The organism is Bacillus paramobilis (genome assembly GCF_038096195.1).
Classification (GTDB): domain Bacteria; phylum Bacillota; class Bacilli; order Bacillales; family Bacillaceae_G; genus Bacillus_A; species Bacillus_A mobilis.
The window spans coordinates 5,187,772-5,202,500 of the sequence record NZ_CP151108.1 but is presented as its reverse complement, the minus strand read 5'-3'; the positions used below and the strand labels follow the sequence as shown (position 1 = coordinate 5,202,500).

Genomic DNA, 14,729 nt, shown 5'->3' with positions numbered 1-14,729 from the left:
AGGTGCCTGTACCGCAAACCGACACAGGTAGGCGAGGAGAGAATCCTAAGGTGTGCGAGAGAACTCTGGTTAAGGAACTCGGCAAAATGACCCCGTAACTTCGGGAGAAGGGGTGCTTTCTTAACGGAAAGCCGCAGTGAATAGGCCCAAGCGACTGTTTAGCAAAAACACAGCTCTCTGCGAAGCCGTAAGGCGAAGTATAGGGGGTGACACCTGCCCGGTGCTGGAAGGTTAAGGAGAGGGGTTAGCGTAAGCGAAGCTCTGAACTGAAGCCCCAGTAAACGGCGGCCGTAACTATAACGGTCCTAAGGTAGCGAAATTCCTTGTCGGGTAAGTTCCGACCCGCACGAAAGGTGTAACGATTTGGGCACTGTCTCAACCAGAGACTCGGTGAAATTATAGTACCTGTGAAGATGCAGGTTACCCGCGACAGGACGGAAAGACCCCGTGGAGCTTTACTGTAGCCTGATATTGAATTTTGGTACAGTTTGTACAGGATAGGCGGGAGCCATTGAAACCGGAGCGCTAGCTTCGGTGGAGGCGCTGGTGGGATACCGCCCTGACTGTATTGAAATTCTAACCTACGGGTCTTATCGACCCGGGAGACAGTGTCAGGTGGGCAGTTTGACTGGGGCGGTCGCCTCCTAAAGTGTAACGGAGGCGCCCAAAGGTTCCCTCAGAATGGTTGGAAATCATTCGTAGAGTGCAAAGGCATAAGGGAGCTTGACTGCGAGACCTACAAGTCGAGCAGGGACGAAAGTCGGGCTTAGTGATCCGGTGGTTCCGCATGGAAGGGCCATCGCTCAACGGATAAAAGCTACCCCGGGGATAACAGGCTTATCTCCCCCAAGAGTCCACATCGACGGGGAGGTTTGGCACCTCGATGTCGGCTCATCGCATCCTGGGGCTGTAGTCGGTCCCAAGGGTTGGGCTGTTCGCCCATTAAAGCGGTACGCGAGCTGGGTTCAGAACGTCGTGAGACAGTTCGGTCCCTATCCGTCGTGGGCGTAGGAAATTTGAGAGGAGCTGTCCTTAGTACGAGAGGACCGGGATGGACGCACCGCTGGTGTACCAGTTGTTCTGCCAAGGGCATAGCTGGGTAGCTATGTGCGGAAGGGATAAGTGCTGAAAGCATCTAAGCATGAAGCCCCCCTCAAGATGAGATTTCCCATAGCGTAAGCTAGTAAGATCCCTGAAAGATGATCAGGTTGATAGGTTCGAGGTGGAAGCATGGTGACATGTGGAGCTGACGAATACTAATAGATCGAGGACTTAACCATATAATATGAAGCAAATGTTATCTAGTTTTGAAAGAATATAAAAAACTTGTTGACTTTAAAAGTTAAATAAGTTACAATAATTCTTGTCTTAAATGAATACAGTCTGGTAATGATGGCAGAGAGGCCACACCCGTTCCCATACCGAACACGGAAGTTAAGCTCTCTAGCGCCGATGGTAGTTGGGACCTTGTCCCTGTGAGAGTAGGACGTTGCCAGGCAATTCGGAGGATTAGCTCAGCTGGGAGAGCACCTGCCTTACAAGCAGGGGGTCGGCGGTTCGATCCCGTCATCCTCCACCATTTAGCCGACTTAGCTCAATTGGTAGAGCAACTGACTTGTAATCAGTAGGTTGGGGGTTCAAGTCCTCTAGTCGGCACCAGTTTTTATTGTAAGAGCCATTAGCTCAGTTGGTAGAGCATCTGACTTTTAATCAGAGGGTCGAAGGTTCGAATCCTTCATGGCTCACCATTTTAACTTAAATATGCGGGTGTGGCGGAATTGGCAGACGCACTAGACTTAGGATCTAGCGCCTTTGGCGTGGGGGTTCGACTCCCTTCACCCGCACTTTTAATAAAATAACTCAAACATGTCTTGCGGAAGTAGTTCAGTGGTAGAATACAACCTTGCCAAGGTTGGGGTCGCGGGTTCGAATCCCGTCTTCCGCTCCAATTTCCAATATGACATGCCGGGGTGGCGGAACAGGCAGACGCACAGGACTTAAAATCCTGCGGTGGGTGACCACCGTGCGGGTTCGACCCCCGCCCTCGGCACCATATGCGCCCGTAGCTCAATTGGATAGAGCGTTTGACTACGGATCAAGAGGTTAGGGGTTCGACTCCTCTCGGGCGCGTTTTCTTTCGGGAAGTGGCTCAGCTTGGTAGAGCACCTGGTTTGGGACCAGGGGGTCGCAGGTTCAAATCCTGTCTTCCCGATAATTGTTTGGGGCCTTAGCTCAGCTGGGAGAGCGCCTGCCTTGCACGCAGGAGGTCAGCGGTTCGATCCCGCTAGGCTCCACCAAAAAAGTTCTTTGAAAACTGAACGAAACAAACAACGTGAAACGTCAATTTTTATTTTTAGATGCTAGACAAACTAACTTTATTGGAGAGTTTGATCCTGGCTCAGGATGAACGCTGGCGGCGTGCCTAATACATGCAAGTCGAGCGAATGGATTGAGAGCTTGCTCTCAAGAAGTTAGCGGCGGACGGGTGAGTAACACGTGGGTAACCTGCCCATAAGACTGGGATAACTCCGGGAAACCGGGGCTAATACCGGATAACATTTTGAACTGCATGGTTCGAAATTGAAAGGCGGCTTCGGCTGTCACTTATGGATGGACCCGCGTCGCATTAGCTAGTTGGTGAGGTAACGGCTCACCAAGGCAACGATGCGTAGCCGACCTGAGAGGGTGATCGGCCACACTGGGACTGAGACACGGCCCAGACTCCTACGGGAGGCAGCAGTAGGGAATCTTCCGCAATGGACGAAAGTCTGACGGAGCAACGCCGCGTGAGTGATGAAGGCTTTCGGGTCGTAAAACTCTGTTGTTAGGGAAGAACAAGTGCTAGTTGAATAAGCTGGCACCTTGACGGTACCTAACCAGAAAGCCACGGCTAACTACGTGCCAGCAGCCGCGGTAATACGTAGGTGGCAAGCGTTATCCGGAATTATTGGGCGTAAAGCGCGCGCAGGTGGTTTCTTAAGTCTGATGTGAAAGCCCACGGCTCAACCGTGGAGGGTCATTGGAAACTGGGAGACTTGAGTGCAGAAGAGGAAAGTGGAATTCCATGTGTAGCGGTGAAATGCGTAGAGATATGGAGGAACACCAGTGGCGAAGGCGACTTTCTGGTCTGTAACTGACACTGAGGCGCGAAAGCGTGGGGAGCAAACAGGATTAGATACCCTGGTAGTCCACGCCGTAAACGATGAGTGCTAAGTGTTAGAGGGTTTCCGCCCTTTAGTGCTGAAGTTAACGCATTAAGCACTCCGCCTGGGGAGTACGGCCGCAAGGCTGAAACTCAAAGGAATTGACGGGGGCCCGCACAAGCGGTGGAGCATGTGGTTTAATTCGAAGCAACGCGAAGAACCTTACCAGGTCTTGACATCCTCTGAAAACCCTAGAGATAGGGCTTCTCCTTCGGGAGCAGAGTGACAGGTGGTGCATGGTTGTCGTCAGCTCGTGTCGTGAGATGTTGGGTTAAGTCCCGCAACGAGCGCAACCCTTGATCTTAGTTGCCATCATTAAGTTGGGCACTCTAAGGTGACTGCCGGTGACAAACCGGAGGAAGGTGGGGATGACGTCAAATCATCATGCCCCTTATGACCTGGGCTACACACGTGCTACAATGGACGGTACAAAGAGCTGCAAGACCGCGAGGTGGAGCTAATCTCATAAAACCGTTCTCAGTTCGGATTGTAGGCTGCAACTCGCCTACATGAAGCTGGAATCGCTAGTAATCGCGGATCAGCATGCCGCGGTGAATACGTTCCCGGGCCTTGTACACACCGCCCGTCACACCACGAGAGTTTGTAACACCCGAAGTCGGTGGGGTAACCTTTATGGAGCCAGCCGCCTAAGGTGGGACAGATGATTGGGGTGAAGTCGTAACAAGGTAGCCGTATCGGAAGGTGCGGCTGGATCACCTCCTTTCTATGGAGAATTGATGAACGCTGTTCATCAATATAAGTTTCCGTGTTTCGTTTTGTTCAGTTTTGAGAGAACTATCTCTCATATATAAATGTATGTTCTTTGAAAACTAGATAACAGTGTAGCTCATATTTTTTAATTTTTAGTTTGGTTAAGTTAGAAAGGGCGCACGGTGGATGCCTTGACACTAGGAGTCGATGAAGGACGGGACTAACGCCGATATGCTTCGGGGAGCTGTAAGTAAGCTTTGATCCGAAGATTTCCGAATGGGGAAACCCACCATACGTAATGGTATGGTATCCTTACCTGAATACATAGGGTAAGGAAGACAGACCCAGGGAACTGAAACATCTAAGTACCTGGAGGAAGAGAAAGCAAATGCGATTTCCTGAGTAGCGGCGAGCGAAACGGAACATAGCCCAAACCAAGAGGCTTGCCTCTTGGGGTTGTAGGACATTCTATACGGAGTTACAAAGGAACGAGGTAGACGAAGCGACCTGGAAAGGTCCGTCGTAGAGGGTAACAACCCCGTAGTCGAAACTTCGTTCTCTCTTGAATGTATCCTGAGTACGGCGGAACACGTGAAATTCCGTCGGAATCTGGGAGGACCATCTCCCAAGGCTAAATACTCCCTAGTGATCGATAGTGAACCAGTACCGTGAGGGAAAGGTGAAAAGCACCCCGGAAGGGGAGTGAAAGAGATCCTGAAACCGTGTGCCTACAAATAGTCAGAGCCCGTTAATGGGTGATGGCGTGCCTTTTGTAGAATGAACCGGCGAGTTACGATCCCGTGCGAGGTTAAGCTGAAGAGGCGGAGCCGCAGCGAAAGCGAGTCTGAATAGGGCGTTTAGTACGTGGTCGTAGACCCGAAACCAGGTGATCTACCCATGTCCAGGGTGAAGTTCAGGTAACACTGAATGGAGGCCCGAACCCACGCACGTTGAAAAGTGCGGGGATGAGGTGTGGGTAGCGGAGAAATTCCAATCGAACCTGGAGATAGCTGGTTCTCCCCGAAATAGCTTTAGGGCTAGCCTTAAGTGTAAGAGTCTTGGAGGTAGAGCACTGATTGAACTAGGGGTCCTCATCGGATTACCGAATTCAGTCAAACTCCGAATGCCAATGACTTATCCTTAGGAGTCAGACTGCGAGTGATAAGATCCGTAGTCAAGAGGGAAACAGCCCAGATCGCCAGCTAAGGTCCCAAAGTGTGTATTAAGTGGAAAAGGATGTGGAGTTGCTTAGACAACTAGGATGTTGGCTTAGAAGCAGCCACCATTTAAAGAGTGCGTAATAGCTCACTAGTCGAGTGACTCTGCGCCGAAAATGTACCGGGGCTAAATACACCACCGAAGCTGCGAATTGATACCAATGGTATCAGTGGTAGGGGAGCGTTCTAAGTGCAGTGAAGTCAGACCGGAAGGACTGGTGGAGCGCTTAGAAGTGAGAATGCCGGTATGAGTAGCGAAAGACGGGTGAGAATCCCGTCCACCGAATGCCTAAGGTTTCCTGAGGAAGGCTCGTCCGCTCAGGGTTAGTCAGGACCTAAGCCGAGGCCGACAGGCGTAGGCGATGGACAACAGGTTGATATTCCTGTACCACCTCTTTATCGTTTGAGCAATGGAGGGACGCAGAAGGATAGAAGAAGCGTGCGATTGGTTGTGCACGTCCAAGCAGTTAGGCTGATAAGTAGGCAAATCCGCTTATCGTGAAGGCTGAGCTGTGATGGGGAAGCTCCTTATGGAGCGAAGTCTTTGATTCCCCGCTGCCAAGAAAAGCTTCTAGCGAGATAAAAGGTGCCTGTACCGCAAACCGACACAGGTAGGCGAGGAGAGAATCCTAAGGTGTGCGAGAGAACTCTGGTTAAGGAACTCGGCAAAATGACCCCGTAACTTCGGGAGAAGGGGTGCTTTCTTAACGGAAAGCCGCAGTGAATAGGCCCAAGCGACTGTTTAGCAAAAACACAGCTCTCTGCGAAGCCGTAAGGCGAAGTATAGGGGGTGACACCTGCCCGGTGCTGGAAGGTTAAGGAGAGGGGTTAGCGTAAGCGAAGCTCTGAACTGAAGCCCCAGTAAACGGCGGCCGTAACTATAACGGTCCTAAGGTAGCGAAATTCCTTGTCGGGTAAGTTCCGACCCGCACGAAAGGTGTAACGATTTGGGCACTGTCTCAACCAGAGACTCGGTGAAATTATAGTACCTGTGAAGATGCAGGTTACCCGCGACAGGACGGAAAGACCCCGTGGAGCTTTACTGTAGCCTGATATTGAATTTTGGTACAGTTTGTACAGGATAGGCGGGAGCCATTGAAACCGGAGCGCTAGCTTCGGTGGAGGCGCTGGTGGGATACCGCCCTGACTGTATTGAAATTCTAACCTACGGGTCTTATCGACCCGGGAGACAGTGTCAGGTGGGCAGTTTGACTGGGGCGGTCGCCTCCTAAAGTGTAACGGAGGCGCCCAAAGGTTCCCTCAGAATGGTTGGAAATCATTCGTAGAGTGCAAAGGCATAAGGGAGCTTGACTGCGAGACCTACAAGTCGAGCAGGGACGAAAGTCGGGCTTAGTGATCCGGTGGTTCCGCATGGAAGGGCCATCGCTCAACGGATAAAAGCTACCCCGGGGATAACAGGCTTATCTCCCCCAAGAGTCCACATCGACGGGGAGGTTTGGCACCTCGATGTCGGCTCATCGCATCCTGGGGCTGTAGTCGGTCCCAAGGGTTGGGCTGTTCGCCCATTAAAGCGGTACGCGAGCTGGGTTCAGAACGTCGTGAGACAGTTCGGTCCCTATCCGTCGTGGGCGTAGGAAATTTGAGAGGAGCTGTCCTTAGTACGAGAGGACCGGGATGGACGCACCGCTGGTGTACCAGTTGTTCTGCCAAGGGCATAGCTGGGTAGCTATGTGCGGAAGGGATAAGTGCTGAAAGCATCTAAGCATGAAGCCCCCCTCAAGATGAGATTTCCCATAGCGTAAGCTAGTAAGATCCCTGAAAGATGATCAGGTTGATAGGTTCGAGGTGGAAGCATGGTGACATGTGGAGCTGACGAATACTAATAGATCGAGGACTTAACCATATAATATGTAGCAAATGTTATCTAGTTTTGAAGGAATATGCCTTCATAGTTTGGTGATGATGGCAGAGAGGTCACACCCGTTCCCATACCGAACACGGAAGTTAAGCTCTCTAGCGCCGATGGTAGTTGGGACCTTGTCCCTGTGAGAGTAGGACGTCGCCAAGCAATTAAACACGAGTCATTTGACTCGTGTTTTTTCGTGTTTTCTTTTATAATCCATAGTAATTAAAAAATGTGTTTAAATAATTATTATTTTGATTAAATACAAGGGAATGTGGCTAGGATAGTGAATAAGCAAAAGAGTTGCAAATTTTATTAATACGTATATAATTAAAGTCAAAGATAGTCAAAGTCAATAAAGGTGGCGGATAAATGAGAAATATATCTGATATCATTGAGCAATATCTAAAGCAAGTTATTGACTTAAGTAATAATAATGTGATTGAAATCAAAAGAAATGAGATTGCGGATCGATTCGAGTGCGTACCATCTCAAATCAATTATGTAATCAATACCCGTTTTACGATAGAAAGAGGATTTGTAGTAGAAAGTAAACGTGGTGGAGGAGGTTACATTCGCATTATAAAAGTCAAACTGCATGACGATATAGACATTATCGATCAAATGCTTCATATTATTGATCATAGCGTTGCGCAAGGGAATGCAGAGAGTATGATTATACGTTTAATAGAAGAGGGAATCATAACAAATCGTGAAGCTAAACTTATGTTAAGTGTACTAGATCGTTCTGTATTATCAATGGATGTTCCTTCTCGAGATGAACTTAGGGCTCGAATATTATGCGCAATGTTAAGAACACTGAAATATAAATAAATACAGCTTTTGTAAAAGAATAATAACTAAGATATAAGGCAGTTAAATATTGTAGGAGTTTTGAAAAAAGAACACGCACTTTTATTTAAACGAATAAGGGAAAGTGAACAATCTAGTAATGTATGAAAAATATTATGAGATAGATCGTTCCTGTTGTAAAGGTGGGATAGTGATGACTTGTCAAAACTGTAATATAAGACCAGCAACTTTACATTATACAAAAGTAATCAACGAACAGAAGACGGAAGTACATCTTTGTGAGCAATGTGCAGAACAAAGTGGCTATACGTCTTTCTTTCAATCGCCGCAGTCTAACTTTTCATTCCATGATTTATTTGCTGGGTTATTACATGGTGGATCAACAACGTTTGAAGAAGGACAAAATGGGCTTTCGAATACAAGTATATTAAGGTGTCCAGATTGTAAGATGACATATGAGCAATTTACAAAGGTGGGACGTTTTGGATGTGCTTCTTGTTACGATACATTTAAGGAACATTTAAAGCCATTATTAAAACGTCTTCACGGCGGACATACAGATCATTGTGGAAAAATTCCGGAACGTATAGAAGGAAATATTCACTTAAAGAAAGAATTAGATGAACTAAAACTCATTCTGAGACAATACGTACAGAAAGAGGAGTTTGAGAAAGCTGCTGAAGTAAGGGATAAAATTCGAGGTCTTGAAAATCAGCTTAGTGAGCATAGAGAGGGGGAATAGTTCTATGTCACTGGACAAAATTATGAATGAAGCGATTAGTCCATGGATGAAGGGGGATGGCCCTGATTCTGATATTGTTTTAAGTAGTCGAATACGTTTGGCTCGTAATTTTAAAAAATATCAATTCTCTACTATGCAAAACGAAGAAGAAGCTAAACAGATTCATGAATTATTTAAAAAGGAATTTATAAATAAAACGGTAGAACCTTTTGGAGAGTTTGAACTATTAAAAATGAATGAATTAACGCCTCTTCAAAGGAGAGTATTAGTTGAAAAGCATTTAATTAGTCCTAACCTTGCAGGAACAGAATATGGAGCATGTCTATTGTCAGGAAGCGAACATATTAGTGTTATGCTTAATGAAGAAGACCATATTAGGATTCAGTGCTTATTTTCAGGGTTGCAGTTATCAGAGGCCCTTCAAAGTGCCAATCAAATAGATAATTGGATAGAGGAAGAGGTTGAATATGCTTTTGATGAATCACTTGGATATATAACGAGCTGTCCTACTAACGTTGGTACAGGATTGAGGGCTTCTGTAATGATTCACTTACCGGGACTCGTTTTAACGAAAAGAATTAGCCGTATTATACAAGTAATTCAAAAATTAGGGTTAGTAGTAAGAGGAATATACGGTGAAGGTAGCGAAGCGTTAGGTAATATATTTCAAGTGTCAAATCAAATGACGCTAGGAAAATCTGAAGAAGACATTATTGCAGATTTAAAGAGTGTCATTCAACAAATCATACAGCAAGAAAAAATGGCTAGAGAATTAATTGTACAAAATTCAAGTATTGAGCTTGAAGATAAAGTTTATCGCTCTTATGGCATACTAGCAAACAGTCGGTTAATTCAATCTGCGGAAGCGGCCACTTGCTTATCAGATGTACGACTTGGTATTGATTTAGGATATATAAAAGGTGTATCGAGAAATATTTTGACTGAGCTAATGGTTCTTACACAACCAGGTATTTTACAACAATATGCAGGTGGACCTTTAGGACCAGAAGAAAGAGATTATCGAAGAGCAACCTTAATCCGTGAGCGATTACGTATTGAAAAAAACTAAGCGCAAGTAGGAGGCGATTTCTATGATGTTTGGAAGATTTACAGAAAGAGCACAGAAAGTATTAGCTTTATCTCAAGAGGAAGCAATTCGTATTGGGCATAATAATATTGGAACAGAACATATTTTACTTGGGCTTGTACGTGAAGGTGAAGGAATTGCAGCAAAAGCGTTAATTGCTCTTGGATTAAGTCCCGAGAAAGTTCAAAAAGAGGTAGAAGCATTAATTGGACGCGGAACAGAAGCTTCTCAAACTGTACATTATACACCGCGTGCCAAAAAGGTTATTGAGTTGTCAATGGATGAAGCTCGTAAATTAGGTCATTCTTACGTTGGAACAGAACATATCTTACTTGGTTTAATCCGTGAAGGTGAAGGTGTAGCAGCACGTGTTTTAAATAACTTGGGTGTTAGCCTAAATAAGGCAAGACAACAAGTATTGCAACTTCTTGGAAGTAATGAAGCAAGTTCAGGTCACCAAGGTGGTTCTTCAACAAATGCAAATACACCGACACTGGATAGCTTAGCGCGTGATTTAACAGTTGTTGCACGTGAGAATCGTCTAGATCCTGTTATCGGGCGTGGTAAAGAAATTCAACGTGTAATTGAAGTTTTAAGCCGTAGAACAAAAAACAATCCTGTATTAATTGGAGAGCCTGGTGTGGGTAAAACGGCAATTGCAGAAGGATTAGCACAACAAATTGTAAATAATGAAGTTCCTGAAACATTAAGAGATAAGCGTGTTATGACACTAGATATGGGTACAGTTGTAGCTGGAACGAAATATCGTGGTGAATTTGAAGATCGTTTAAAGAAAGTTATGGATGAAATCCGTCAAGCTGGCAACATTATTCTATTTATTGATGAACTTCATACATTAATTGGTGCAGGTGGAGCAGAAGGTGCTATTGATGCATCGAACATTTTAAAACCATCTTTAGCACGCGGAGAATTACAATGTATTGGGGCAACAACTTTAGATGAATATCGTAAATATATTGAAAAAGATGCGGCTTTAGAGAGACGATTCCAACCAATTCACGTTGATGAGCCAAGTTTAGACGAATCAACTCAAATCTTGAAAGGTTTACGTGATCGTTACGAGGCACATCACCGTGTATCTATTACAGATGATGCAATTGATGCAGCTGTAAAGCTTTCAGACCGTTATATTACAGATCGTTTCTTACCAGATAAGGCAATTGACTTAATTGATGAAGCTGCTTCCAAGGTTCGCTTACGTTCTTATACAACACCACCAAATCTAAAAGAGCTTGAAGTGAAGCTTGAGGAAATTAGAAAAGAAAAAGATGCAGCTGTGCAAAGTCAAGAATTTGAAAAAGCTGCTTCCTTACGTGATATGGAACAACGCTTACGTGAGAAGTTAGAAGATACGAAGCGTCAATGGAAAGAGCAACAAGGAAAAGAAAACTCAGAAGTGACAGTAGAAGATATTGCAAATGTCGTTTCTACGTGGACTCGTATACCGGTTTCTAAACTTGCACAAACAGAGACTGATAAATTGTTAAACTTAGAATCGATCCTTCACGATCGTGTTATTGGTCAAGATGAAGCAGTAGTGGCTGTGGCGAAAGCTGTTCGTCGTGCTAGAGCGGGATTGAAAGATCCGAAACGTCCGATTGGTTCATTTATTTTCTTAGGACCAACAGGTGTAGGTAAAACGGAGCTAGCAAGAGCATTAGCGGAATCTATGTTCGGTGATGAGGATGCAATGATTCGCATCGATATGTCTGAGTATATGGAGAAGCATTCTACTTCTCGTTTGGTTGGATCTCCTCCAGGATATGTTGGATATGAAGAAGGTGGACAATTAACAGAAAAGGTTCGCCGTAAGCCATATTCAGTTGTCCTATTAGATGAAGTAGAGAAAGCTCACCCTGATGTGTTTAACATTTTACTACAAGTATTAGAAGATGGTCGTTTAACGGATTCTAAAGGGCGTACAGTTGATTTCCGTAATACAATTGTTATTATGACATCTAACGTTGGTGCAGACGCGTTAAAACGTAATAAACATCTTGGATTTAACGTACAAGATGAGAGCCGCGATTATTCAGATATGAAAGGTAAGGTAATGGATGAACTGAAAAAGGCATTTCGTCCAGAATTCTTAAACCGTATTGATGAAATTATCGTGTTCCATATGCTTGAGAAAAAACATATTCAAGAGATTGTAACACTTATGGTAAATCAGTTAGTGAATCGCTTAAAAGAGCAAGAAATTGAATTGCATTTAACAGAAGGAGCAATTTCAGCCATTGCTGATAAAGGATTTGACCGAGAATACGGTGCTCGTCCGCTTCGTAGAGCAATTCAGAAACATGTAGAAGATAGACTGTCGGAAGAACTTTTAAAAGGTGCTATTGAGAAAGGACAAAAAGTTATCTTTGATGTTGAAGGGGAAACATTTGTCATTCATAGTGCTGAAAAGGTAAAATAAGTATAGACAAACTAAGAGGGCTACGAGATAGCCCTCTTTCTTGTACGAGAAGGATAAACTGTTTATAGATGAAAGTGAAGTGAAATATAAAACGATATGGCTAAAAAGAAAACAAAATTCACATGTCAAGAGTGTGGTTATCAGTCACCAAAATATATGGGGAAATGCCCTGGTTGTGGTCAATGGAATACACTTGTTGAAGAGATGGAACCGGTTGTATCATCAAGACGCCTTAATTATGCCAATGCAATTCAATCAGAAGTAACAAAACCAAGACGCCTAACAGAAGTAGAAACAAAATCTGAGGCACGTATTGAAACGAAATTCCAAGAGTTTAACCGTGTACTTGGTGGTGGGATTGTAGATGGATCTTTAGTACTTATTGGTGGAGACCCTGGTATTGGAAAATCAACATTGCTATTACAGATTTCATCACAATTAGCAGATTCTTCATATGATGTACTATATATATCAGGTGAAGAATCGGCAAAACAGATTAAACTTCGTGCAGATCGTTTGCATGTAAAGGGTAGTAATCTATTTGTTGTAGCAGAGACAGATTTGCAGCGAATTGCTGCACACATTGAAGAGATGAATCCAGCTTTTGTTGTTATTGATTCCATTCAAACGATACATTTACCTGAGGTAACGTCAGCGCCGGGAAGTGTGGCACAAGTACGTGAATGTACAGCGGAATTAATGAAACTTGCAAAAACGAAAGGAATTCCTATTTTTATCGTCGGACATGTAACAAAAGAGGGGGCAATTGCAGGACCTCGTATGTTAGAACATATGGTCGATGCAGTTCTTTACTTTGAAGGAGATCGTCATCATACATATCGTATCTTGCGAGCTGTGAAGAATCGTTTTGGTTCCACGAATGAAATGGGTATTTTTGAAATGAAAGAGCTTGGTCTTGCGGAAGTCTTAAACCCTTCTGAAATTTTTCTTGAGGAAAGACCCGTTGGAGTCGCAGGATCAACAGTAGTTGCCTCAATGGAAGGAACAAGACCGGTTTTAGTAGAAATACAAGCATTAATCTCCCCTACTAGTTTTGGAAACCCTCGAAGAATGGCGACGGGAATTGATCATAACCGTGTATCGCTTATTATGGCAGTGCTAGAAAAAAGAACAGGTTTATTATTGCAAAACCAAGACGCATATTTAAAAGTAGCGGGTGGTTTGAAATTAGATGAACCAGCAATTGATTTAGCTGTGGCTTTAAGTATTGCTTCAAGTTTTAGAGATAAACCTACGACACCAACTGATGCAGTAATAGGAGAAGTAGGATTAACTGGAGAAATAAGAAGAGTATCAAGAATTGAACAACGTGTACAAGAAGCAGCTAAATTAGGATTTCAACGTGCTATTATTCCTAGAAAAAATTTGGGGGGATGGACAATCCCGGATGGGATTGAGGTAGTAGGTGTATCTAATTTAGGGGAAGCGCTTCGTTTGACATTAGGAGGCTAGGCTATGGAAGAAAACAAGCAACGTGTCAAAAGTATGATTAATATTTTACAGCTCGTGGCCCCAGGAACACCACTGCGCGAAGGGATAGATAATGTGCTTCGCGCACAAACAGGGGGACTAATTGTTCTTGGATATAATGAACAAATTAAAAGTATTGTTGATGGAGGATTTCACATTAATTGTGCATTCTCTCCTGCTAGTTTATACGAATTAGCCAAAATGGATGGGGCACTTATTTTAAATGAAACTGGAAGTAAAATTTTAATTGCAAATGCACAGTTAGTTCCAGAGGCATCTATTGATTCTATTGAAACAGGTATGCGCCATCGGACGGCAGAGCGTGTAGCAAAGCAGACAGGTAGTCTCGTTGTGGCTATTTCACAAAGACGTAACGTAATTACACTATATCAAGGGAATTTACGTTATACACTAAAGGATATAGGTGTTATTTTAACAAAGGCAAATCAAGCTATTCAAACGTTAGAAAAATATAAGGCCGTATGGAATGATGGTATTACGAATTTGGGCATTCTAGAATTTGAAGAAGTCGTTACAATGTCCGAGGTGGTTCATGTGTTACATAGTGTTGAAATGGTACTGCGTATTAAAAATGAAATATTGAGCTATATTCATGAGTTAGGAACAGAAGGTAGGTTAATTCGTTTACAACTTACAGAACTACTAGCTGATTTAGAGGCAGAGGCAGCGTTATTAATTAAAGATTATTACCAAGAAAAAACACAAGACCATCATCAAATTTTGAAAAAGTTACAAGAGCTTGCGAACACACAACTTCTAGAGGATAGCGATTTAGTTAAATTGCTTGGCTACCCAGGGCAAACGAGTTTAGAAGAAAGTGTGACGCCGAGAGGATACCGAATCACAAGCAAAATTTCGCGCGTTCCGCCACTTATCATTGAAAATTTAATTAATCGGTTTAAGACTTTGCAAGGTGTTTGTCGAGCGACTATTAATGAATTGGATGATGTGGAAGGAATTGGAGAAGTCAGGGCGAAGAAAATACGAGAAGGCCTAAAAAGAATCCAAGAGCATCTCTATATGAGTAGACACAATTAAGAATATTACATTGATTCCATAATATAACGACACTAGAACACTTTTGGTATATGATATGATATATTGGTAAATAAAACTATTTATAAAAAAACACGTCCGCTT

At 43.9% G+C, this 14,729-nt stretch carries 6 protein-coding genes, 9 tRNA genes and 5 rRNA genes (1 of these 20 running past the window's edge); all 20 read left to right on the top strand.

All coding sequences use genetic code 11. The annotated features are described in order from the left end of the window. Positions 1 to 1,280: ribosomal RNA gene (locus AABL52_RS26645) — 23S ribosomal RNA — on the top strand (it extends 1,642 nt beyond the left edge of the window). A 102-nt stretch (positions 1,281 to 1,382) separates the two neighbouring features. After that, a 5S ribosomal RNA gene (gene rrf / locus AABL52_RS26640) occupies positions 1,383 to 1,498 on the top strand. Between the two features lie 5 nt (positions 1,499 to 1,503). Beyond that, positions 1,504 to 1,579: transfer RNA gene (locus AABL52_RS26635), tRNA-Val, on the top strand. A gap of 4 nt (positions 1,580 to 1,583) precedes the next feature. Next, positions 1,584 to 1,659, top strand: a tRNA-Thr gene (locus AABL52_RS26630). Between the two features lie 13 nt (positions 1,660 to 1,672). Then, positions 1,673 to 1,748, top strand: a tRNA-Lys gene (locus AABL52_RS26625). A 15-nt stretch (positions 1,749 to 1,763) separates the two neighbouring features. Further along, positions 1,764 to 1,844 (top strand) — tRNA-Leu (locus tag AABL52_RS26620). Positions 1,845 to 1,873: 29 nt separating this feature from the next. After that, a tRNA-Gly gene (locus AABL52_RS26615) sits at positions 1,874 to 1,948 on the top strand. A 16-nt stretch (positions 1,949 to 1,964) separates the two neighbouring features. Beyond that, positions 1,965 to 2,053, top strand: a tRNA-Leu gene (locus AABL52_RS26610). Between the two features lie 3 nt (positions 2,054 to 2,056). After that, positions 2,057 to 2,130: transfer RNA gene (locus AABL52_RS26605), tRNA-Arg, on the top strand. A gap of 8 nt (positions 2,131 to 2,138) precedes the next feature. After that, positions 2,139 to 2,212 (top strand) — tRNA-Pro (locus AABL52_RS26600). A 9-nt stretch (positions 2,213 to 2,221) separates the two neighbouring features. Further along, positions 2,222 to 2,297: transfer RNA gene (locus AABL52_RS26595), tRNA-Ala, on the top strand. 78 nt (positions 2,298 to 2,375) lie between these two features. Next, a 16S ribosomal RNA gene (locus tag AABL52_RS26590) occupies positions 2,376 to 3,927 on the top strand. A 146-nt stretch (positions 3,928 to 4,073) separates the two neighbouring features. Next, positions 4,074 to 6,995, top strand: a 23S ribosomal RNA gene (locus AABL52_RS26585). A 49-nt stretch (positions 6,996 to 7,044) separates the two neighbouring features. Next, positions 7,045 to 7,160 (top strand): 5S ribosomal RNA (gene rrf, locus AABL52_RS26580). Together the 16S, 23S and 5S rRNA genes with 9 tRNA genes alongside form the textbook arrangement of a ribosomal RNA operon. A 207-nt stretch (positions 7,161 to 7,367) precedes the next feature. After that, positions 7,368 to 7,829, top strand: coding sequence for a transcriptional regulator CtsR (gene ctsR, locus AABL52_RS26575; RefSeq protein ID WP_001244555.1), 462 nt, complete (start codon positions 7,368 to 7,370; stop codon positions 7,827 to 7,829). A 172-nt stretch (positions 7,830 to 8,001) separates the two neighbouring features. Beyond that, a complete protein-coding gene (locus AABL52_RS26570) occupies positions 8,002 to 8,550 on the top strand; it encodes a UvrB/UvrC motif-containing protein (RefSeq protein ID WP_000128407.1) in 549 nt (182 codons plus the stop codon). Positions 8,551 to 8,554: 4 nt separating this feature from the next. Beyond that, positions 8,555 to 9,619, top strand: coding sequence for a protein arginine kinase (locus AABL52_RS26565; protein WP_000050824.1), 1,065 nt, complete (start codon positions 8,555 to 8,557; stop codon positions 9,617 to 9,619). Positions 9,620 to 9,641: 22 nt separating this feature from the next. Continuing rightward, positions 9,642 to 12,077 (top strand): ATP-dependent protease ATP-binding subunit ClpC, encoded by a 2,436-nt coding sequence (gene clpC / locus AABL52_RS26560; protein ID WP_061678382.1) that lies wholly within the window; start codon positions 9,642 to 9,644, stop codon positions 12,075 to 12,077. Positions 12,078 to 12,173: 96 nt separating this feature from the next. After that, a complete protein-coding gene (gene radA / locus AABL52_RS26555) occupies positions 12,174 to 13,550 on the top strand; it encodes a DNA repair protein RadA (RefSeq protein ID WP_001085204.1) in 1,377 nt (458 codons plus the stop codon). 3 nt (positions 13,551 to 13,553) lie between these two features. Continuing rightward, positions 13,554 to 14,627: a DNA integrity scanning diadenylate cyclase DisA gene (gene disA, locus AABL52_RS26550; RefSeq protein ID WP_000392166.1), complete on the top strand. Its 1,074-nt coding sequence runs from the start codon at positions 13,554 to 13,556 to the stop codon at positions 14,625 to 14,627. Positions 14,628 to 14,729: the final 102 nt, after the last annotated feature.